This is a genomic window from Enterococcus sp. 2STP (assembly GCF_032465635.1).
GTDB lineage: Bacteria > Bacillota > Bacilli > Lactobacillales > Enterococcaceae > Enterococcus_B > Enterococcus_B lactis.
The window spans coordinates 48,374-70,879 of record NZ_JAWDJH010000011.1; the positions used below are offsets into that span (position 1 = coordinate 48,374).

At 39.7% G+C, this 22,506-nt stretch carries 22 protein-coding genes and 1 pseudogene; 3 read left to right on the plus strand and 20 right to left on the minus strand.

Translation table 11 applies throughout. The features are described from left to right. Nucleotides 1-37: 37 nt before the first annotated feature. From RWU19_RS03265 to RWU19_RS03315, 11 genes are all read right to left on the minus strand, one after another. Nucleotides 38-424, minus strand: a complete 387-nt coding sequence (locus RWU19_RS03265; protein WP_002291995.1) for a DUF1149 family protein — start codon at nucleotides 422-424, stop codon at nucleotides 38-40. A 55-nt stretch (nucleotides 425-479) separates the two neighbouring features. Then, nucleotides 480-1,103 (minus strand): HAD-IA family hydrolase, encoded by a 624-nt coding sequence (locus tag RWU19_RS03270; RefSeq protein WP_123837820.1) that lies wholly within the window; start codon nucleotides 1,101-1,103, stop codon nucleotides 480-482. Nucleotides 1,104-1,165: 62 nt separating this feature from the next. Further along, complete coding sequence (locus RWU19_RS03275) at nucleotides 1,166-1,834, minus strand: 2,3-bisphosphoglycerate-dependent phosphoglycerate mutase (RefSeq protein ID WP_002329270.1); 669 nt, start codon at nucleotides 1,832-1,834, stop codon at nucleotides 1,166-1,168. 11 nt (nucleotides 1,835-1,845) lie between these two features. Next, nucleotides 1,846-2,283, minus strand: coding sequence for a hypothetical protein (locus tag RWU19_RS03280; RefSeq protein WP_002319123.1), 438 nt, complete (start codon nucleotides 2,281-2,283; stop codon nucleotides 1,846-1,848). A gap of 61 nt (nucleotides 2,284-2,344) precedes the next feature. Continuing rightward, on the minus strand, nucleotides 2,345-3,016 hold the full coding sequence (locus RWU19_RS03285) for a hypothetical protein (RefSeq protein ID WP_002327855.1): 672 nt from the start codon (nucleotides 3,014-3,016) through the stop codon (nucleotides 2,345-2,347). A 184-nt stretch (nucleotides 3,017-3,200) separates the two neighbouring features. Next, entirely contained in the window at nucleotides 3,201-3,599 is a 399-nt protein-coding gene (locus tag RWU19_RS03290) for a P-II family nitrogen regulator (RefSeq protein WP_002292005.1), read from the minus strand. Beyond that, nucleotides 3,596-4,369: a DUF1538 domain-containing protein gene (locus RWU19_RS03295; RefSeq protein ID WP_123837822.1), complete on the minus strand. Its 774-nt coding sequence runs from the start codon at nucleotides 4,367-4,369 to the stop codon at nucleotides 3,596-3,598. Before RWU19_RS03295 ends, RWU19_RS03290 begins: the two co-directional genes overlap by 4 nt. Beyond that, nucleotides 4,366-5,049: a DUF1538 domain-containing protein gene (locus RWU19_RS03300; RefSeq protein ID WP_002292009.1), complete on the minus strand. Its 684-nt coding sequence runs from the start codon at nucleotides 5,047-5,049 to the stop codon at nucleotides 4,366-4,368. The genes RWU19_RS03295 and RWU19_RS03300 overlap by 4 nt, the downstream gene beginning before the upstream one ends. A gap of 167 nt (nucleotides 5,050-5,216) precedes the next feature. After that, nucleotides 5,217-6,104, minus strand: a complete 888-nt coding sequence (locus tag RWU19_RS03305; protein ID WP_123837823.1) for a carbohydrate ABC transporter permease — start codon at nucleotides 6,102-6,104, stop codon at nucleotides 5,217-5,219. Next, nucleotides 6,101-6,970 (minus strand): carbohydrate ABC transporter permease, encoded by an 870-nt coding sequence (locus RWU19_RS03310; protein ID WP_002329276.1) that lies wholly within the window; start codon nucleotides 6,968-6,970, stop codon nucleotides 6,101-6,103. The genes RWU19_RS03305 and RWU19_RS03310 overlap by 4 nt, the downstream gene beginning before the upstream one ends. A 136-nt stretch (nucleotides 6,971-7,106) precedes the next feature. After that, nucleotides 7,107-8,393, minus strand: coding sequence for an ABC transporter substrate-binding protein (locus RWU19_RS03315; RefSeq protein ID WP_123837824.1), 1,287 nt, complete (start codon nucleotides 8,391-8,393; stop codon nucleotides 7,107-7,109). 324 nt (nucleotides 8,394-8,717) lie between these two features. Here RWU19_RS03315 and RWU19_RS03320 point away from each other — a divergent pair. The 3 genes and pseudogenes from RWU19_RS03320 to RWU19_RS03330 form a co-directional block, all read left to right on the plus strand. Continuing rightward, nucleotides 8,718-8,927, plus strand: a pseudogene (locus RWU19_RS03320) (response regulator); the annotation flags it as partial. A 318-nt stretch (nucleotides 8,928-9,245) separates the two neighbouring features. After that, nucleotides 9,246-10,175: a helix-turn-helix domain-containing protein gene (locus RWU19_RS03325; RefSeq protein ID WP_257243301.1), complete on the plus strand. Its 930-nt coding sequence runs from the start codon at nucleotides 9,246-9,248 to the stop codon at nucleotides 10,173-10,175. Continuing rightward, a complete protein-coding gene (locus tag RWU19_RS03330) occupies nucleotides 10,172-11,902 on the plus strand; it encodes a sensor histidine kinase (RefSeq protein ID WP_123837826.1) in 1,731 nt (576 codons plus the stop codon). Before RWU19_RS03325 ends, RWU19_RS03330 begins: the two co-directional genes overlap by 4 nt. A gap of 81 nt (nucleotides 11,903-11,983) precedes the next feature. Here the strand turns inward: RWU19_RS03330 and pheA are convergent, their stop codons facing one another. From pheA to RWU19_RS03375, 9 genes are all read right to left on the minus strand, one after another. Further along, nucleotides 11,984-12,808, minus strand: coding sequence for a prephenate dehydratase (gene pheA, locus RWU19_RS03335; protein ID WP_123837827.1), 825 nt, complete (start codon nucleotides 12,806-12,808; stop codon nucleotides 11,984-11,986). Next, nucleotides 12,805-13,314: a shikimate kinase gene (locus tag RWU19_RS03340; RefSeq protein ID WP_123837828.1), complete on the minus strand. Its 510-nt coding sequence runs from the start codon at nucleotides 13,312-13,314 to the stop codon at nucleotides 12,805-12,807. The genes pheA and RWU19_RS03340 overlap by 4 nt, the downstream gene beginning before the upstream one ends. Further along, nucleotides 13,307-14,602 carry a 3-phosphoshikimate 1-carboxyvinyltransferase gene (gene aroA, locus RWU19_RS03345; protein ID WP_123837829.1) on the minus strand — a complete coding sequence of 432 codons (1,296 nt, stop codon included), beginning with the start codon at nucleotides 14,600-14,602 and terminating at the stop codon, nucleotides 13,307-13,309. Before aroA ends, RWU19_RS03340 begins: the two co-directional genes overlap by 8 nt. Nucleotides 14,603-14,614: 12 nt before the next feature. Continuing rightward, nucleotides 14,615-15,706: a prephenate dehydrogenase gene (locus RWU19_RS03350; RefSeq protein WP_316002799.1), complete on the minus strand. Its 1,092-nt coding sequence runs from the start codon at nucleotides 15,704-15,706 to the stop codon at nucleotides 14,615-14,617. Nucleotides 15,707-15,722: 16 nt separating this feature from the next. Then, on the minus strand, nucleotides 15,723-16,889 hold the full coding sequence (gene aroC, locus RWU19_RS03355) for a chorismate synthase (RefSeq protein ID WP_123837831.1): 1,167 nt from the start codon (nucleotides 16,887-16,889) through the stop codon (nucleotides 15,723-15,725). A 1-nt stretch (nucleotide 16,890) separates the two neighbouring features. Beyond that, nucleotides 16,891-17,955 carry a 3-dehydroquinate synthase gene (aroB, locus tag RWU19_RS03360; protein WP_123837832.1) on the minus strand — a complete coding sequence of 355 codons (1,065 nt, stop codon included), beginning with the start codon at nucleotides 17,953-17,955 and terminating at the stop codon, nucleotides 16,891-16,893. Nucleotides 17,956-17,987: 32 nt separating this feature from the next. Further along, entirely contained in the window at nucleotides 17,988-19,010 is a 1,023-nt protein-coding gene (gene aroF / locus RWU19_RS03365; protein ID WP_002313693.1) for a 3-deoxy-7-phosphoheptulonate synthase, read from the minus strand. A gap of 657 nt (nucleotides 19,011-19,667) precedes the next feature. Further along, a complete protein-coding gene (locus tag RWU19_RS03370; RefSeq protein WP_316002496.1) occupies nucleotides 19,668-20,642 on the minus strand; it encodes a beta-galactosidase small subunit in 975 nt (324 codons plus the stop codon). Next, the gene (locus tag RWU19_RS03375; RefSeq protein ID WP_316002497.1) at nucleotides 20,623-22,506 is read right to left on the minus strand and encodes a glycoside hydrolase family 2 TIM barrel-domain containing protein; all 1,884 of its coding nucleotides are present in this window, start codon (nucleotides 22,504-22,506) and stop codon (nucleotides 20,623-20,625) included. Before RWU19_RS03375 ends, RWU19_RS03370 begins: the two co-directional genes overlap by 20 nt.

The window sequence follows — 22,506 nt, forward strand, 5'->3', positions numbered from 1 at the left end:
TGATAGATTAAAACTATCGCAGGTATGTTTTTACTGTCTATTCTTGTTTTTCTGATTGAAAATTCAATTTTACCCCAGGCTGATCCAAGGCGATCTCTGTCACCTCATAAGACATCCGGCGTACGATATCGAATAACGGTGCTACTAGCTCGTCCACCTCTTCTTGTGTGACATCATTTTGACCTTCAATTTTCCGATTGAGGATATGATTGATCTGACTCACACTTCCAGATAAAACATATGTATCAAACACTAAACGGAACTCTAAGCGTGCTCCTACGATGCTATGTTCTTTCGGATAGTTTTCGATCGTTTCTTTCAAAGGCGAGAAGCCCACTTTCAAATCTGTTTCTACTTCTTGGTTCGGTAATCTCATATCATAATGAAATGCTTCTACTACTTCTTTTTGTCTTCTGATTTCCATATAATTTTATCACTCCTTTATAAAAATTATAACATATCTCCTTTGTAAGGGGATACTATTTTTTTACGTTACTCTGCAAGGAGAGGATTTCATTCAAATTTCCTACCACATGATCTGCAGGAATCTCCCCCAGAAAATGATCGATATCGTAAAGACAAGTAACGACTCCTGCGTTTTTCCCCGCTTCGATATCTAAACGGCGATCGCCGATCATCATCGTGTCTGTTCTTTCTAAATGAAAAGTATCGATCAAATAATTTAACGATGCTGGATTCGGTTTACGAGGAAAATCCTGATCAATCCCTACTACTTCCTCAATCAGATGGGCTAATTGATACTCTTTCAGCAGTTCCCATGTCGATTCTGTCAAACGGTGGGTCAAGATGAAGTGACGTCCTTCATTGATTTTTAGACTTTCAAGTACTTGTTTCGTTTCTGGAAATGGACGGGAAGCTTCCTTGCTTTTTTTCTCATACCGATGAAACCATTCATTAAATTCATTGGCGTCCAAATTTGATTCATTGATCAAATAACTGGTGGAATATTTTTTCATTTTGAAGTAGATTTCTTTTTTATCCATACTGATACCAAAATCTTTTAGTGCTTGCCATGCACCATCTACCATTGCGGGATACGTATCAAACAATGTCCCATCAAAGTCCCATATATAATTTTTCATGTTCTTTTTGTTCCATTCCTTTGCTTCTTTTTTCTATCTTTCACTATAGATAAATACGTTGATTAAAGTATTGTTTTCTCTAGAATCGTCAAATCGTCTGCTAATGTATATTGGATTGGTTGTGCGTTCGGGATATCAATTGTATCCATTTGATCCTCAGGAATATTTTCTAAATATTTTGTCAGTGCTCGGATGCTATTCCCATGACCCACAACTAGTAAATCTTTCCGATCTTTCAGTTTTGGTGCCAGTTGATCTTGCCACAAAGGAATGATCCGATTCACTGTCATTTCTAGACTTTCTCCGTACGGAATCAAATGTGGATCCAAATGATCATATCTGCGGTCAAATCGGTTTTCTGCAGTTAACGGCGGAACTTCTGTATATCCTCTGCGCCATTTCTTTACTTGATCTTTTCCGTATATTTCTTTCATCTGATCCTTGTTTTTACCAACAAGATCCCCATAGTGCCGTTCATTCAGACGCCATGTTTTTACTATAGGAAGCCACAACTGCCCCATTTCTTCTAGTGCGACTTGACCGGTAAGAATCGCGCGTTTTAAAACAGAGGTGTAAACCGCATCGAATTGAAGACCGGCTTCATACATTTTTTGACCGGCTACTGCTGCTTGTTCTTTTCCTTTTTCTGTTAAGGCGACATCTAGCCACCCTGTCCAGTAATTTTCAAAATTTGCTTCGCTTTCGCCATGACGCAATAATACTAATTTCATTTTTTTCTCCCTTAAACATTCGTTTCGAATTTTATGCCACATGTTTTGCATGTCACGCGTATTCGTCCTTTTCCTCTAGGCGCACGCTGCTTTTGATGACAATTCGGGCACTCAAAAAAAGTATAGCTTTTTCGTTCCGTTTTAGCTTGCTTTTTGTTTCTCATCTGATGATATTTTTCTTTGACTTTATCAAAATATTCCAAATAACGTTGATTTTCATTTAGTCTAGGATAGATTTTTTTTGATAGAAAACGAAATAGCATCCATCCGAAAAAGACGATGAACAACAATTGCCCGATCCTATATGGCAACCACCGACTTAGTAAACTAAAAAAAAGTGCGATAATCAATAGAACACGATTCAATTGATCAAATTTTGCATATCTTCCCTGCATAAGTTTTTGATAGTTCTGCTGAAACCGTATCAGTCTTTCTAACCATGTTTGCATCCTGTTATCTCCTCCATCATCTATCATTCATTATGACAAAAAAATCAAAAAAGAAAAAGCCTTAATTGGCCTTTTCCATTGCGACTTGATGAAGGACATTCCGATTTCTGGTAAAGTCGATCACAATCACTTTCTTTTTATCTTCTCTGTTGACTACACGGAATGTGTCCGTCAATGGCAAAAACAGCTTCTTAGATGGTAGCTGTTGCATACGTATAAAACGATGGATCATCGTAATCAATTGAGGGAATTGAATGGACGTATGAAGCAGATTTGGATATTTTTTCAACAGTTGAGTCGTTTTGATCAAATTCCGTTTTTTACTGATTACTTTTAAAAAGCTTTTTAGAATCTTTTGCTGACGTCTAAAAATAGAAAAAGAATTTTCATCATCTATTTGATAACGCATTTGTTTCTGTAGTTCTGCTGCAGTCAAATGAATCTTCTCATCGTTCGTATCGATCATCAAACCTTCTGGGAATAGCTCAACGACTGCTCGATCCCAAGATTCAAGAGAAAGCTCGATATAATCTTTTACCGGTAATTCCAATTCTGCCTCAAAAAAGTGCAAAACAGCCGATAGCCCTTCTGCTTGATAAATTTCTCCTAATGTTAGTCCCTCTAGATGGAACTCTGGTGAAAAATGCAGCAATGTTTTATTTTCCTGCAATTGAACATATAGAAATGTTGACCGCTCAATCAGAGTATCTTTTAAAACAACTAAAAAATTCATTTTTCTCCCCCTTTTTTCATCATTTTTAAAATAGCATATTTTGAAAAGAAAGTCTGATGCTTAGAGAAGAATTTCATAAAAATTTACTATTTCATAAGTATTCACGAAAAAAACATAAACAAAAAAGCGGAAATAACGTTCATCCGCCTTCTTGTTTAGGTTTATTTCTTCTTCAAATGCTTGTCTATGATTCAGGATTTTCTCTATCGTTAGTTTCATCCAAAAGTTCCTGCATCCCGATAATTTCCCGATACTGATGAATCTTAGTGATACCAATTACTTTATCTACATCAATACTAAAACAAATCCCGTTACCTGGAACATCGATGTTGATGCCTTGACCAATCGCATCCATCACTTGATTCGTCAAACTATCTGGTACTAATGTCAAAACAACATCTTTTTCTGGCGAGATGTCCAAACCTAAAAATTTCCCTGAATCATGTACACCAGAACCACGACCATGCAAGATCGTTCCGCCAGCTGCACCTGCTTCTTTTGAAAAGTCGATGACATCTTCACCTGTTCCTCCGTCCACGATCGTCACAATCATGTGAAGATTCAATGCTACAAGATCTTTCATTTGCTTTCCCCCAATTTTCGCAATCTTTCTTTTTCGATTCTGTCTTTTTCATCTTTTCGTTTATAAATATATCCTAGTACTAAAGTGGATAATATTGGTGTCAATGCAATCATTGCAACCACACCAAACCCATCAATGATCGGATCTCTTCCCTCAATTTGTGCAGCGATCGCCACGCTCATTGATAAAATAAATGTCGAACACATCGGACCCGTTGCTACTCCACCGTTGTCAAAAGCCATTGCTAAAAAGATCTTGTCCACTTTTCGTCCTAAAATAAATGCTAGCCCATATCCTGGGATCAAGAAATAATAAAGAGAGAATCCGATGAGCAAACGCCACATAGACAATCCTACTGCTGCGCCAATCCCAATCGAAATCACCATCAGCATGATTTTCGACCGGATCCTCCCTTCACTCAATTCTTCAACCTGTTTGACCATTACATGAATCGCCGGCTCAGCAAACCCTACTAGGAACCCCATCAAAAAGCCAAGGGGAACCAATATATAATTATAGGGCAATCCAGCGATCGTACTACCTAAATGCTGTCCTACCGGAACGTAAGCCATATTGACTCCGTGCAGGAAAAGAATCAACCCAATAGTCGTTATCAAGAAGCCTTTCATAATGTCAAAGAAACGCTTCTTGCGCATACGAAAACTAATGATATTCATCAAAACAAATAGAATCACGATAGGTGCCACTGCTAAAATAACTTCCATAGTAACGATCTCGATACCATCTATCACTTGCTGCCAGAAACTCATTGGAAGATCACCCCCAAAATCATTACGGCAAGAATTGGCCCTAATGAAGCAATACCAACCATTCCAAAGCTGTCATTTTCATTTTTCTTTTGTTTGATCATACTAGTCATCCCTCCGGCAAGGGCCAAGATAAATGGAACAGTTACTGGACCAGTAGTCACTCCCCCCGAATCAAAAGCAATCGGCATGAATTCGGAACTAGTGAAAAACGAGGCGATCAAAACGCCTATGTAGCCTATAGCCATCAATTGATAATAGGATAGCTTGAATACGACCCGAAGCAGCGCAAAGGCTAGAAATACTCCAGTGCCAACGCTGACGATCCCAATCAGCAACACTCTGCCAATCTCTCCGTCAGATATATCATATACTTGTTGTCCCAAAACTTGCACGGAAGGTTCGGCAATCGTGATCACGATCCCGATAGCAAACCCCAAACTGACCAAAACAGCCAAACTTTTCTTTTTGATCATATATTTCCCTACTAGATCTCCGACTTCCATCATGGAATAGTCTGCCCCAAACAAAAAGAGCGTCATTCCGATCATCATGATAGCCGCACCTACCAAGAATGAAGCGAGGTCTTCTCCTTCTAACGGCGCAAAAACAAACGTTAAAATGACAATCAGGACGGTCATCGGCAATATGGCAGCAATCACTTCTTTAAAATTTTTTAGCATGTATCCTCCTCCTTTACTCTTTAAGTTTACCTTAAAATGAAAGAGTTTTCGAGTATAAATTTAAAACGTTATCATTTAATTTTTCTCGCCATAAAATAACACACGTCCCAAAAGTATCTTTTTACTTGGAAAAGATGACTTTGTAGGGACGCACTTACTGTTGTTTTTTATTTTACAGAGCCGATCATTCCTTGAACGAATTGCTTTTGCAAAACAAAAAATACGATGGCAGTTGGTAAAGTAGCAATGACTAATCCAGCCATGATCATTCCATAGTCTGGTGTATAGGAAGCACCCATAGCAGATAAAACAAGCGGAACCGTCCGTTTATCAGGAGACTGCAAAGCCACTAAGGGCCATAAATAATTGTTCCAGCTGCTCATGAATGTGATGATTGCTGCCGCTGCATAGGTATTTTTAGCCGTCGGCATATATACTCTAAAAAAAATACTTAGTTCTTTTAGACCGTCTAATCGAGCGGCTTCTACTAGATCTTTTGGAAAGGATTTAACATTTTGTCGGAAGAAGAAGATCAAAAAAGCAGTGCTGATAGATGGTAAGATTACAACTAAGAAACTATTGATTCCCAAAATCGTTCCGTTCAATTGTGAAAACATTCGATACAAAGGAATCATCAATGCCGCAAAAGGAACCATCATCGATAGCAGTAGAATATTGAAAATCAAGTCTTTTCGCTTGCTTTGATAAATCTCAAATCCATATCCTGCCATTGACGAAATCAGCAATGCAAACACAGTGGTCACTAGAGCGATCATTGCTGAATTCCAAAGGGAACGAGTAAAATTCAGTTCATTGAAAAACAAATTTTGAAAATTGATGATCAAGTTACTGCCAATCTTTATTTTTCCCGATGTGATATCCACGGGTGTATTCGTCATTCCCAGAATCATCCAGACAAAAGGGAAAATGGAAATAAATGATAGGATGCTTAATGCTGTATATTTTAATGCTGACCCAATTGCCGAACGAAGTCCTAAGGCTTGTTTTTTGACGTTGGGATGTGCGATCGTTTCTTTTTCTACCATGCTTTTCATCGACTCTCTCCTCCTACTTTCGTTTGGATTATCGACAATATCACAATAAAGGCAACAATAACAAAGGAAACTGCTGCCGCATATCCAAAATTAGGCGTGAATTTATAACTCAAATTATAGATATATTGAGACAAGGTGGTCGTTGCATTTGCTGGACCCCCGCCAGTAATATTTTGTACTTCATCAAAAAGCTGCAATGTCCCGATCGTCGAAGTAATGGAAGTAAACAAAATGATCGGTTTTAAATTCGGGATCGTCACTTTGATAAACTGCTGCCATTTAGAAGCACCGTCAATAGATGCTGCTTCATAAATCTCCGAATCAATATTTTGCATGCCTGAAAGGAAAAAAATCATATTGTATCCAGTCCAACGCCAAGTGATCGAAAGAATGATCAGAACTTTCGCCCAAATTGGATGAGTCAGCCAGCCAATCGGTGTATCAATCATACCAATGCCCAACAACAAGTTGTTTACAAGTCCAGATTGAGAAAATAGACTTTTCATGATCAGAGAATAACTGACCATCGAAGTGATACACGGAAGAAAAATAGCTGTTCGAAACAACCCTTTATATTTCAGCTTTTTATCATTTAAAAGGTTGGAAATAAAAAGCGCTAGAAACAGCATGATTGGTACTTGAACTAGTAAATACAGGAACGTATTGAAAAAAGCTTTTTTAAAAGTAGCATCTGTCAGCATCCGCTGATAATTACCTAATCCGTTAAATGTCATATTGACAGGGGGACCACTTTGAAAAGACGTGATCAAAGCCAAAACCATCGGAATAAAAACCATGATCGATATCAAAATGACTGGCAAGATTAAAAAAGCATGCCCGTTTTTGAATAAATCTTTCTGCTTCATTCTTTTCCCTCCAATTCTATCATTGATTGTTTACTTGAAAAGACAAGAAAGACAACGTCTGTAAGGCAGCCGCCATCTTTTTTGTCTTTTCGGTTGTCTGATAAAAAAGCAAAGAAATTTGCTTTTTTATCACCAATCAATTAGCCAACTGTGCTTCTACTTGTTTTTGTGTATCTGCTAGTACCTTGTCTGTCTCTTCTCCATTGATGATTCGATGAAGAGCTTCGGCTACGACTGCTTCAATTGCATAGGTCTCATGTCCGTAATTCACTTCTGGAATTTCTGATGTCCATTTGGAAAAATCATCAAAGACCTTTTGGCCACTGTAAAATTCTGAAGCTTCTTGATAAGCTTCTTGTTCATTTGCACTAAGCATCGTAGACACCAGCCCGATTTCTTTCGCAAGAGTGCCCATCAGTTCTTCATTCGATGCAAACGTTGCTTCGAGGAAATCTTTCGCTGATTCTTCTCCAGCTACTCCTTTGAGCACATACCAACCAGCTCCGCCAAGGTTAGAAGCTTGCGCTTTTTGTAAATTTTCTGGTAGTGCAGGTATTGGCGCAATCTTCCATTTTCCAGATTGGTCTTCTGCTCCTTGGATCGTTGAAGAATACCAAGCGCCAGTTGGGCTAGAAGCTACTGCTCCTGATTGTATCGCAGTTACTCCAGCATTCCAGTCAGAAGTTTGTTCGACTAGGTCTTCTTTCAAAAGAGTGGCAAATAATTCAAGACCATACTTTAAAGATGCATTGTCTTGGATCGTGACCGTCTCCCCATCTTTGGACGTATACCATTCTCCCGCCTGTTGCATCATCATTCTTACTCGACCAAGATCAGAAGGATTGACTTCAGCGATTTTCTTTCCCGTCTTTTCTTTGACATCTCGCGCCACTTGAATATACTCGTCCCACTTCAGATTCTCCATATCCTCTTCAGTATATCCTGCTTCAGCCATCAGATCCGTACGATAGAAGTTTGCTGTTACGCCCGAATCGAAAGGAACACCGTATATTTTTTCTCCTACTTTGTTTACTGCAAATTTATATGGTGCAAAATGATCTTCCTTTACAATAGCAGACAAATCAGCGAATGCATCTGGATAAGAAGTCAAATAGCCTTGTATCCTATAATCTTCAATCAAGACGATATTGGGTAATCCTTCTGTATTCCCGCTTGCTAAAGCGGTGTTCAGTTTCTGAACGATATCATCCTGAGACATCGTAACAACTTCTATCTCTGTTTCTTCGTTCTCATAAACTTTTTTTGCTTCATTCACTGCTTTGATATTGAATGTCTCATCCCACGCCCAGACAGTGACTTTTTCTTCGTTGTCTGCTGTACTACTAGCACTTCCGCATCCTGTTAAGAAACCTGATGCTGCCGCTAAACAAACGACTCCAGCAATTAACTTTCTGATGTTCATTTTTATCCGCTCCTTTTCCATCCATTAGTTGTTTATGTTTACTACATTCATCATACCAAAATTTGAAAACGGTTTCTTTATTATTCAGATACTTCAAAAATTTATCCTAAAATAATAAAAAAATACAAATCAACTATGACAAAAGGAATAATCTTAGCATCTAGACCAAAGATTGAAAGGGTGGAGGTTTCTTTAAAATAAAAATATCCTTGCATTTTCTCCTAGAAATAAGTATTTTTAAATTACAAGACTATTCTTAAGGCGGGTAAAAAAATGCCAATACGCGTAATTCTTATCGATGATGAACAGACGATTTTAGACGGAATGAAACAGTTGATCAATTGGTCTGAGCACGGGTTTCAATTAATAGGGACTTTTTCCAGCCCGTTGAAAGCGCTTGATTTTTCTTTGGTACATGCAATCGATATCGTGGTCACAGATGTAATGATGCCTGAACTAAATGGGATCGAATTATCGCGGCTATTAAAACAGCAACAACCTGAAACACAGATCCTTATCCTCTCTAGCTATGATGAATTTGATATGGTTAAAGATTCTTTTAAAGAAGGCGTCGCTGATTATCTTTTAAAGCCTCGATTGAGTCCTGATTTTTTTCTAAATTCCTTAACTGCCGTTTCACAAAAAATCAAAAAAAAGCCCAACAAAAGCCCAATCACCGATCGTTATGAGCAGATCTGCGAGAATCTTTCACAGCAGATTGCTGGACAAACTCGTCCATTGCTTGACCCTCTTCTTTTTGAACACACCTTGTTTTTTCTGTTATATACCGAAAAACGGCCATTCAGTTCAAAACAAGGCTCTAAACAAAAACAGACGATCATCCATTCGTTGATGGATAGCGACGATTCGTTTACTATTTATCCTTTTTCTACCTTTTCGGAAGAATCCGGCTATGTGATCAATACTGATTCCAAAGATACGCTTAGAAAGTTTGTTCAAAAGTTTCGTCAAGAAATTTTTCCAGATGATTTTTTTGTTGTTTCTGATTCTTTTGCAATCCAAGATATCAATGAAATATTCCAAGAGATCAGAAATTGCACCAAAGGACAACGTTTCTATCATAAGGGAAAAAACCTTGCTTATCAGCATGAACTTCTTCCGTTATCAACCAACCACGAGCAGCAAGCAAGTAGCTATTTAACAAAAATCGTTCATAAAGACTACGCTTTAGCTGTCAAAGAACTTGAGGGTTTCTTCACGACAATATTGGAACAGCCTATTGATCCAGCTTATTTGAAACATGAAGCAATCAATCGTTTCTATGCATTACTCAACGCTTTGGCTGACGAATATGTTGGGAATGAAGAACTTTCTTTGCTCAAGATCGCCCTTCCTTCTTTATTAGCCGATGCTGAGTACTTGGAAGATTTTTCTATTCTTGTCAAAGAAACACTTGAGAAACTCACCCACTTTTCTGCAAATGCAATAAAAGACAATTTCGATATCTTGACTTTGATCTACGAGTTCGTCCAGGAAAATTATGAGAAAGAAATCAATTTACAACTTCTATCCGAAAAATATCATTTTTCATATAGCTATCTCTCAGCTATCTTTACTGAAAAATTTGGTATCAACTTTTCAAAATATCTAAAAAAAGTCCGTATTAGTAAAGCCAAGCTCTTTTTAACGGAAACACGGCTTACTTTGACGGAAATCTGTGAGAAGGTCGGCTATACCGAACTGGGTTATTTCTCCAGAGTTTTTAAAGAAGAGACAGGAATGACACCTTCTCAATACCGTAAAGGAACTTTTGTAAAATGAGAAAAAAAATCAAAGAGCATGAACTCTTTACCAAACTTCTGTTCATTTTGTTCATCGGTCTTTTTCTGCAGGCCATCGTCATCTCTTTGTTTATTTATCATCGATCAAGGGATGCCTATATCCAGCTGTTCAATCAATCGAATGATGTGGTACTAAAAAAGATCCAATCTGAATTTGAAAGCTTAAATGATGCAATCGAGAATACATTAGCCGCTTTTGATTCCAACCCAGCTGTCGAAAGCTATTTTTCCAATGGTCCAGTCCAACATATGGAACAGCTTCAGCAGCTAAGAACGATCCAAAAAATGAATGACTCTCTTTCAAAAATCCATCCAATGATCGATTACGATGTGTTGATCTTTGGAGAAAATGGAAGAACTTTTGTCGGAAACGATATGCTCACTGCCGTATCTGCCGATTCTTTTTTTCAATCTGCGATTGCCCAGAGAGTGAATGAACGTGCTGCTGATACACAAATGCTTTTTGCACAATACGGATTGACTCTTCGCGATAAGAAAGCGCCCAGCGTCTTCTTTGTCAAAAAACTGAAAAACACATTGAATCACGTTTACGGATATGCTGTTTTATCGATCTCATCCCAGCAACTAGCGAATCTTTTTCAATCTGTAGTAAATCCCGAGATATCGAAGATCTCCTTCATGAACGAAGAACAGACGATCATCGCATCAAATGAAGAAAATACAATTGGGAGCCGATCAATGATTTTCAAAAAACTAACAGTAGGTGAAACAGTCATTTCAAATGGACAGCAGTTGACCCGTCTTCCTCTGTACCGCCAGCATTGTACATTACTCAGCCAAGTCGATCTTCATTCTTTGTCTAACCAAATGGGCGTGATTTTCCCCATTATTTTGTATAATATCGTGACACTTGTTTTTGCTGGCTCATTGGTATTTATGTATTTGGATCGACACACAAAATCGATCTACCGCTTGATTGATTCGCTAAAATGGCTAGAGGAAGATGGCTTAAAAGCTACTGTTCCTGTGCAAGGAAGCCATGAAGTCCAAATGCTAGGGAATACGATCAATCAATTGCTAAGTAATGCGCAGCATCATTATGAACAGACGATCCAAGACGAAAAGAAGAAACGTTCGCTTGAAATCCAGACTATGCAAGCACAGATACAGCCCCATTTTATTTATAATACGCTGACTAGCTTGAAATTTTTGATTTGGCAGCAAAAAACAGATGAAGCAGTTCAAGGAATCGACAGTTTCATTACTTTACTAAGAAGTACGATTGGGAAAAAAGAAGAAGTGATTCCAGTCAAGGAAGAAATCAAAAGCGTACAAAGTTACATCGATCTTTTGAGTATGCGATATGGCGAAAGAATCTCGGCTAAAATAATGATTCCTGATGAACTGCAGACATTATCTATGCCGAATATGATCCTTCAACCAATTATCGAAAACGCCTATCTTCATGCTTTTCACAATAAAACGCAAGGATTCATCACGGTGTACGGCAAAACAAAAAATCAGCTTCTTTTATTCGAAGTGATTGATAACGGCGATGGCTTCGATACTGAAAATACCAAACAAAAAAATGATCATTTTTCAGGAATCGGCATCAGTCATGTAGATGAGCGGATACGCCTAATGTATGGAGATGCATATGGCTTAACGATCCAATCAGTGATTGGGACAGGAACGACTGTAACGATTTGTCTCCCGCTTCTTCTTAAAAACCAATCAGAATATTAAAAATAAAGAATAGCCAAGCGCTGATTTTTTTATTTTTAAGTTAAATCAATCAATCAGTATTCTTGACTTTCATCTACGCGTCTATTCTACTGTCAATACTGGATAACAGCCTAATATTTGACTTTTTCCTCCGAGCATCTTGATTTCTTGGAGCGCATTCTCTACTAATGCCATTGGGCGGTCCAATAACAAATCGATTACGAAAAAATATTCTCCCAAGCTAGTTTTCAATGGTCGGGATTCAATCTTACTTAAGTTGATCTCCCGCCAGCCAAAAGCTGCCAGCATTTTATGAAGCATCCCTGGCCGATTAGCAGGTAGGGTCAAGATGACACTCATTTTTACTGGAGCTGACTGTTGGCTGGTCATCTTTCGGTCACCGACGATCCAAAAACGTGTCTGGTTCAACTCATTGTCTTGGATATTCTCAGCTAAGATCTCCAATCCAACATGCTGTGCTGTTTCTAATGAAGCAATCGCTGCTGCGTCTTCTTTCGGATGTTCTGCTACATACATTGCTGCAGCAGTTGTTGATTCTGTTGCTACTAAAGGAACATTAGGATAATGCGTTTCTAAAAACTGTTGTGATTGTGCTAGTGCTTGGGGATGAGAAAGGATTTTTGTAATCTTTGTTGCTGCATTGCCTAAAAGCTGCTGCTTGATAGGAAGAACGATTTCACTTTTAACTTCGACTTCTGGATGTTTGGAAAGAAGATCGATTGTGTGACGAACAGATCCTTCCAATGAATTCTCTACAGGAACGACAGCCAGATCGACCTGTTTGCGAAACAACGCGCGCAAACAAGCAGGGATCGAAGCATACGCAGTCAATTGTTCTGTAGGAAATAGCTGGCAAGCCGCCTGATAAGTGAACGAACTTTCTGGCCCTAGATAGCTGACATTCATATGCTTTTGATCCTTTCTATAATGGTATCGATGATCTTTTCTGGTGTTTGATTGGTCGTGTTGATTCGATGTGTCGCACTCTCTTCATACCAGGAAAGTCGTTGTGCCAATAAGGCTTTTATTTCTTCTCTTGTTTTTCCAAGAGCTAACGGTCGAATAGACGTTTTATCTTGTTGGATACGATCGATTAGACAATCTGCTTCTGCCTCTAAGTAAAGAACAATTGGCTGCGTTTGTAAAAATTGCCGATTGGCAGCACATTGGACGATTCCTCCACCAGTCGCGATAATTTTATCTTCATTTGACAGCTTTCTTAAAACCTTTGACTCCACTTTTCGAAAGCTGTTTTCACCGTAATAGTGGAAATATTCGGCAATCGACAATTGGATATATTCCTCAATCTTTGTATCTAAATCTACATACTCTTTTTGTAAACGTTGAGCTAACCCTTTACCGATCGTTGTTTTTCCAGCGCCCATGAAACCAATCAGCAAAATGCTAGCCATGAGCTTCTCCTCCTGACACAAGTTCTGTTAAATCGTCGAAAAATGCCGGATAAGAGATTGAAACGGCTTCGGCTCCTTCTAGTTCGCAAGGTCCATCAGCTATCAGAGCAGCTACTTGCAGCATCATCCCGATTCGATGATCGCCTCTGCTGGAAACTTTTGCGCCATGCAGAGGTGTTGGTCCATGGATGATCAAACCGTCTGCTGTTGCTTTTATCTTTGCCCCCATTTTTTGCAATTCTTCTGCCACCGCATCAATTCTGTTGGTTTCTTTTACTTTTAATTCTTCTGCGTCTTTGATGATCGTGATTCCTTCTGCTTGAGTAGCCACTAAAGCTAGAATGGGCAGTTCATCAATCAGACGCGGAATGATTTCTCCACCAATCATTGCTTTCTTCAAATGACTCGTCTTGACACTTAAATCAGCCGATTGGTTCTGTTCATTGTGATTCGTCTGGGTAATCGCTGCGCCCATCTCCTCCAGCACATCTAAGATACCGGTCCTTGTTGGATTGACCCCGACATTTTTTAACAACAGCTGGCTTTCCGGAACAAGAAGTCCTGCTGCTAGAAAGAATGCAGCTGATGAAATATCACCTGGAACAGTTATCTGCTGACCGGTTAATTTTTGCGGTCCTGTCACCATGATTGTTTTATCTTCCACTGTGATCCTTCCACCAAATTGACGAATCATTTCTTCCGTATGGTTACGGGAACGTTCTTTCTCAACGATTACGGATGTACCTTCTGCTTGTAGTGCCGCAAACAGCAAAGCAGATTTGACCTGTGCACTAGCTACAGGCATATTGTATCGGATAGGTGATAAAGAGCGGGTTCCTGTCACAGTGATTGGTAGATACTGGTCATTTTCCTTTCCTTGCAAGTCAGCACCCATCTCGCGTAAAGGTTCCATCACTCGCCCCATTGGACGCTTAGACAACGAAGCATCACCGAACAGAGTCGTTGTAAAAGGCTGTCCAGCCAAAATACCCATCAATAAACGACTCGTCGTACCGGAGTTTCCCATGTCGATGGGTTCAGTTGGTTGGACAAGGGAGTGGCTACCGCGACCATGAATCTTGATCACCTCTTCCTCTTCTTCGATCTCGACGCCTAATTGTTGGAAGGCATGTAAAGTACTCAGACAATCTTCTGCGCGCAAAAAATTTTGTATAGTCGTCGTTCCTTCCGCAATTGCTCCAAACATGATGCTGCGATGAGAAATCGATTTATCTGCTGGTATCCTAACAGTCCCTCTTAATCCATGTATTTGTTGTAATAATCGCATTTATCCAGCCTCCTATTTGATCCAGCAATGATAACTGGTATTAGATATAATGGTTCTTTTTGCTTGTAACAAATCCTGTTGATTTTTGAAACTGATTTGCAGTATTCCTACAATATCTTCTCGCGTCTCTTGGATCTTCAAATTGATCAAAGAAACTCCCGCTTTTCCAATCAGTCCAGTTACTTCTGCAATAATGCCAGGCTCATCTGGCACATCGATAAATAAATCAAAAAAGGCAGGAATCGCGCCTTGCTTATGGACAGGCAACTGGTCTCGACTTTCTTTTGCCCGATTGAAAAAAGAAAAGATTTCCGATTGGTTCTCAGTCATGATCCATTCTGCTATTTGTGTCATTTCTTGTTGCCAATCTGCCAATCGTTCCAATAATATCTGCTTATTGCTCAACAAAATATCTGTCCACATGACAGGATCCGAGGAAGCGATCCTAGTGATATCTCGAAAGCCTCCTGCTGCCAGTTGTTTGGCTCGCGGATATTCTTGATTGAATTGTTCTGCCTGATTGACTAAACCAGCTGCCAGAATATGTGGAAAATGACTTAGCATTCCTGTTATACGGTCATGTTCTTCTGCTGTAAGAGTCACATATTTTGCCTTGGTTCCGCAAAATAGTTCTTGCAGTTTTTCAACATCTTTTTTCGTCTTTTCCAAAGGTGTAAAGATGTAATAGGCATTTTCAAATAGTTTAGCATCTGCTGCCTGTATACCTGATTTATGAGAACCAGCCATTGGATGTCCACCGACAAACCGAAGATTTTTCTGCTCAGCGGATGTCACGACTTGCTGCTTCGTACTGCTGACATCCGTAATGATGACGTGATCAGACAAGTTGATTCTTTCAAGGACATCAAGATAAGCTAAGGTTGTACGGACGGGAACGGCTAATAAGATAACGTCTGCTTGTTCTGCACCTGTTTCAAAATCATTTGCAACGTAATCAACGATCTGCTGTTCTACTGCTTGCTCACGGGTTTTTGACTGACTATCCCAACCAACTACTATCAGTTCTGGATTGGTCTGACGAATACAAAGTGCCATAGAAGCACCAATCAGTCCAAGCCCCACGATAAAAACATGTTGTGCCATCTTATTTGCCCCCTTTTTAGTAATGTTTCAAGTAGTCACGGTACTCCTTCACTGCAGCTCTCAACTCAACAAGCGAATCACTTGGGAATTTTGACAATAGCTCTGTCGCTACCACAGTGGCTACAACATTTTCCGCAACGACACTAGCTGCAGGAACTGCTGTACTATCCGAACGTTCTACACTTGCTTTGTAAGGTTCTTTTGTATCGATATCAACACTTTGAAGTGGCTTGTACAATGTAGGGATGGGTTTCATGACCCCGCGGATAATAAGTGGTTCGCCATTGGTCATTCCGCCTTCGAAGCCGCCTAGATTATTAGTACGTCGGAAGTAGCCTCGTTCTTCTTCCCATAAGATCTCATCCATCACTTCTGATCCTGGTAATGATCCAGCAGTGAATCCGACGCCAAATTCTACTCCTTTAAAGGCATTGATACTAACCACAGCTTGCGCGATTTTGGCATCTAGCTTCGTGTCCCATTGTACATAGCTTCCTAATCCAGCTGGAACGCCTCCAACGAGCACTTCTACAATTCCTCCGATCGTGTCTCCATTTTTCTTTGTCTGATCGATCAGTTCTTTTATTCTTTGCTCGACTGCTGAATCAACAACCCGTACTTCTGATGCTTCAGAAATTTCTTTGATTTCTTGAATGGAGATATTTCCAGGTATTTCTGCTTGGATTCCACCAAGACAAATCACGTGTCCGGCTACGATGATGTCAAGTTCTTCCAGAATTTTCTTGGCAATTGCGCCGATTGCTACACGCATGGTCGTTTCTCTTGCAGAGGACCGTTCAAGCACATTCCGAAGATCTCGATGATGGTATTTCATACCGCCTACCAAATCCGCGTGTCCTGGACGCGGACGTGCAACTCGCCGCAGTGATTGGTCTTTTTCAGGTACTTCTGCTACAGACATGACAGTTGTCCAATTTTTCCAATCTTTATTTTCTACTACTAAAGTGACAGGTGAACCAATTGTTTTGCCGTGACGAATGCCAGACGTGATACGAACACGGTCTTTTTCGATCTTCATCCTTCCTCCTCTGCCGTAACCAGTTTGTCTGCGAGCGAGTTCGTGATTGATTTCTTCTTCTGATAGAGGTAACCCTGCTGGTAGTCCTTCAATAATCGCTGTTAATTCTGGTCCATGGGATTCTCCCGCAGTCATATAACGCATCTTACAGTCCTCCTAAGTAATCTTTGAATGTCTCTGTGGGAACAGGTACGATTTTTGCTTGCCCAATCTTTTCTAGTAAGATGATATTCAATTGGCTTCCTCTTGCTTTCTTATCATGGGTTATCGCGTGGAATAATTCCTCTGAATGACTTAGATCGTAAGTAATCGGCAGGTGGAATTTTTGGAGTATCCTTTCTAATGCAGTTGTCGATCCAGTTGGAGACAAGCCGATTTTTTCTGCATGAGAAGTGATGGCTACCATTCCAATAGCTACTCCTTCTCCGTGACTGACTACCCCATATCCTGCTGTATTTTCAATTGCATGGCCAATTGTATGACCAAAATTTAAAATAAGTCGATTTCCTTGGTCAAAGACATCTTCTTCCACTACTTTTCGCTTGATTTTCAACGTAGCAGTGATGATTGGAACAGCATGCTCTAGAAGATCTTTTTCGTCTTTCAGCTCATTCAGCTGTCGCCAAAGCATTGCATCTGCTATAGCTGCTGATTTGATGATTTCAGCGATTCCTTCTCGTAAACGACGTACCGGCAAAGTCTTTAGAACCTCAGGATCAATCAATACGCCAGATGGCTGACTAAATGTTCCGACAAGGTTCTTCGCTTTGTTTGTATTGACTGCTGTCTTCCCGCCGATACTAGAATCTACTTGTGCAAGTAGCGTAGTCGGAAGTTGAACGAAATGGATCCCACGCATGAACGTCGAGGCCACGAATGCGGCTAGATCACCCACCATTCCTCCACCAAGTGCAAGTATTCCATCGCTGCGGGTAAAATCATTATCTGCCAAAAAATCGTATAACTCAGCTGCTTGTTCCAAAGATTTACTGGTCTCACCCGCCGGTACGATTGAAAGGACTGGTTCAAAATCAGCTTGTCTCAATTGGAACATGATTTTTTCCGCATACAGTGGAGCAACGTTGGTATCAGTGATCACAGCTACTTTTTGAGGCTTCCAAATCGTTTGAAGCCATGATCCAGTCTGTTCTAGTGCACCTTCTTCAATATGAATATCGTATTTCTGGTTATCAACATGTACAGTAAGCATTCGTTTCACTTCTTTCTTTTAAAAAGCTGATATTAATCGAGTGTTTGAATCTTTTCCATTGCTTCTTTCATGATCGTCACTTCTTTCATCATGCGTGAGTAAGTCTTTTCATTCAACGATTGGGGACCGTCTGACCAAGCATTTGCAGGATCAGGATGGATCTCTACGATCATGCCATCTGCTCCGCTTGCCACACCCGCACGGGCCATTGGTGGTACAAGATCCCAAATACCTGTACCATGACTTGGATCAACGATCACAGGGAAATGAGTTAATTTTTTCATCAATGGGACAGCACTTAAATCAAACGTATTACGTGTAGCTGTTTCGTAAGTCCGAATCCCACGTTCGATAAAAATGACAGGAGATTTGTCTTCGACTGCAATGTATTCTGCAGCATTAAGCCATTCATTGATCGTACCAGAAATCCCACGTTTCAATCCAACAGGTTTACCTGTTTTACCGACAGCAGATAGCAGTTTGAAATTTTGCATATTACGTGCGCCAATTTGTAAGATATCGCTGTACTCAGCCACCATGTCGATATGTCCTTCATCCATCACTTCAGTAATCACTTTCATTCCAAATTCATCAGCCGCTTGACGGATGTATTTCAATCCTTCTTCTTCTAAACCTTGGAAAGCATATGGAGAAGTACGTGGTTTGAAGGCACCACCTCGCAGAATTTTTGCGCCCCCGGCTTTGGCCATTCGCGCACATTCTCTGATTTGGTCTAATCCTTCGATAGAACAAGGACCAGCCATCGTCACGAAACTACCGTCACCGATTTTTACTCCGTCTACATCCACGACTGTATTGCCAGGATGGAATTCTCGAGAAGTCAATTTGTATGTGTTTAAAATACGCACAGCATTTTCTACTCCTTCGTAGCGTGTAAATGCTCCTTCTTGTAAACTTCGCGTATCACCTTTTAGTCCAATCACTACTCGTTCTGTTCCTTGATCGATTGAGACTTTGAATCCTTCTTTTTCGATATGATCGACGACTTTTTTTACTTGTTCTTCCGTTGCTTCTTTTTTCATAATTACTATCATTGTTTTTCCCGCTTTCTTTTGTTTACTTATCTATCTTGGCTGATTTTCTCTACTTTTTCAAGGTGGTTTTACATAAATCCCTACTAAACGACCGTGTCCTGTTGTTCTCATTTTCGCTCCTTCTTTCCTACTTATGACCCGATTAATCAACAAAAAAAGATGTCCCTGTAGGAAATTACCTCTACAGTGAACATCTTCAACGAGCCTTAAAAAGCGCTGCAAAAATATAAAATAGCCACTATAGATGAATTTCTCTACGTGGCTGTAAGTCGTGTTTAAAAATCTTTAGCCATCATAGATACAAACTTGGTTTGTTTGTACCCACGAAGTCATGAATACAAACCTATCTAAAATAGCTAAAGTAATACGTATTCAGTTTTGTAAGTTTTCTAGATTTCATAAAAAATCGCTCCAAACTGATGTAAGAATTGTACCTAGTATAGACATAAAAAAATCGACTGTCAATCATTTTTGTGAAACTTTTTTTAATTTTCTGATAGTTAACTTTGCTTTTCAGAAAAATAACAATTGGTTTTATTGAAGAAAACAGTCATGAACAAAAGACTCTGAGACTCTTTTACTCCCTTGTTCATGACATATAGAATAAAGCAGCTTTGTCTTGTACACTCCGTTTTTCAAATAATCATCTAAAGATCGCTACTGGATAATAAAGCTGATTTCATGGTCCTCTTCGCCGCTGATGCGGTAAGGTGACTCAACATCCGCTCCCCAGCTATTGATACCCCCGACTCCTCTTACTTTTGCAAAAATCGTAAGAACCGTTCGTCTTTCTGGCGGTAGTTCTTCTATATGTGTCGCCTGTTCCAGTTCTTCTGCTTTGAATGGTAAAGCGGAAAAAGCAAATGGCGTATCCTGCTGTTCAAACCGCAACGAAAAGTCTTCTTGATCGTTGTCCGTATTATCCAATGTTTGATTTCTTGTTAGTTCTAGCCATTTCGTTTCCATATGCATACCGCATTCTTGGGGAACAAGGTATGGAGGGATAGGGAGTCCTTCCACTTTATAAATACCTTCGATACCACCAGCCAGCCGATCCGGATATGTTTCCCCTGATAAACCTTCATACTCAAAGAATTTTGCTTTTGTTGGCATAATGAACCTTATACCCAATGCTGGTAATTCCGGCAACCCTTTTTGTCCAACATAATGCATCTTAACAAGCATTTTACCCTCTCCAGCGATTTGGTAGGAAATTGTCACTTGTGTTTTTGGTACTGTGTTGATTTCCAGTGTAAAAATGATTTCAACCGTTCCAGCGTATTCATTACTTGAATATTGATTATTTACTGGAGCAATCGGCAAATCGATCTTTTTATCGTCCACCAGTACTTCTATTTCTTTGACTTTTGGATACAATCCGGCTCCTAACCACATACCAGATTTAAATCCAAATCCACTACCTCTGTCATTATCGGTCGTTGCCCGCCAAAAAACTGGAAGTGTTTCCCGGTATAGCCATTCTTTTCCGTTTTTATTGAGTGATTCCAGTCCGCCTCTTGTATAAGAAAAAATATAATGCGTATTTCCCGATTTGACACCTAATGTACAGTCGCCGAAGACGATTGCAACTTTTTCCGTCTCCATATGACTTTTATTTACTGTATTTTTCATAATAATATCTTACCTCCTGCATGGCGGGTTTTTCTTGTCCATCTGCAAAAACGATCCCATTCCCTGAGAATTCATAGTCACTTGGTTTATCGTCAAAGTCACCGCCATAGCGCATCACTTCTCGACCAGTGATTGGATCAGTCACTTGGATCGCCTGATCTTTAAAATCCCATATATAGCCTCCTTGGTACATTTCATAACGATCAAGCAACATCATGTAAGAATCCATTCCACCTAACGAATTCCCCATGTCATGCATGTATTCACATAAGATGAACGGTTTTTCCGCTTTATTTTCAAGGTAGTCAACGATCTCTTCTGGTGGCGCATACATGCAGCTTTTTACATCTGAAATCGAATCTTCGAATGCTGGATTTGGAAAATTCCCTTCATAATGGACGAGTCGATCGGGGTCTACTTTTTTGAAGTAATCGTTCATTTGTCGAATGTTTTCTTCCGCATAGGATTCATTTCCAAGAGACCAAAAAAGAATGCTTGGATGGTTTTTTAATGTTTCGAAATTCGTTTTTGCCCGATCAAGAACAGCAGCCTGCCACTGAGGTACTGCACCTGGCACGTTGTAAGAAGGCTCAAATGCACCCATTTTTTGCCATGAGCCATGGGATTCGAGGTTCGTTTCCGCCATCACATGGATGCCTGCTTGGTCGCATAAATAATACCAAGTGATCTGGTTGGGGTAATGAGATGTCCGTACGCCGTTGATCTTTGCATTTTTTATGATAGCCAAATCTTTTTCCATATCTTCTATAGTGATGGCGCGTCCTTTTTTCGGATGCCATTCATGTCGATTTACTCCGTTGATAATCATTCGTTTTCCATTGAAATAGATGATTTTATCTTTGATTTCGATTTTACGAAAACCGAAGGAATAGTCAATATATTCCGTTACTCTTTTTTCTTCGTCTATCGTCTCCAATTCAAGCTTATATAAATTGGGCTGAAAATGCCCCCACAGTGCCACGTTTTCAAATCCATCGATCCGAATCGTCATTTGCTCTTTTAACGGATATTGCTGTTGATAGATTTCCTTCCCCTCAGGATCTAGTATCGCTACATTCAGCTGACTGTTTTTGGCTACTTGTTCAAAAGACAAATCTACTTCAAGTTTGCCATTTTGACATTTGTCATCTAAGCGAGGTTTGATCCAAAGATCTTCTAAATGGTTTTGTCCTCGAGCAACTAAGTAGACATCTCTGAAGATTCCAAAAAATCGGAAAAAGTCCTGATCTTCCAAGAATGCAGCTGTACTTCTTTTGTAAACCTCCACAGCTAGAATATTTTCTTCTTCCAAATAAGGTGTTAAATCAAATTCAGACGGAGTGAACGAATCTTCGGCATACCCGATAAAATGGCCATTCAACCAAAGGAACATTGCTTGTTCTACACCAGCAAAATGTATCGAGATTTGTTTTCCCTTTAGACCTTCTTCTAATCGAAAAGTCGTCAAATACGAACCGACCGGATTGTCTTTAGCAGTTGAAAAGATCCCTTTCGCCTCTTTCTCCGGGCTTGTCGTGAAAGGGGGACGGCGAAATACATGTCCCTCCCACGGATACATCGTATTGATGTAATGGATCTTGTCATAATTTGCTAATTCAATATGACTAGGAACAGTGATTTCATCAAAAGAACAGGCATCAAAATCATTTTTATAAAATGTTTTTGGACGTACCGAAGGATTTGGTGAATAACAAAAACGCCATGTTCCATTTAAAGACTGTTTAAGGGATGATGTGGTTGCTACTTCTTCCCTTGTTGCATAGCAAACATGATCACTATGCGCATTCGATTGGTTCACTCTAAAAACTTGTGGATCATCTAACCATTTTATATTTGCTTTCAT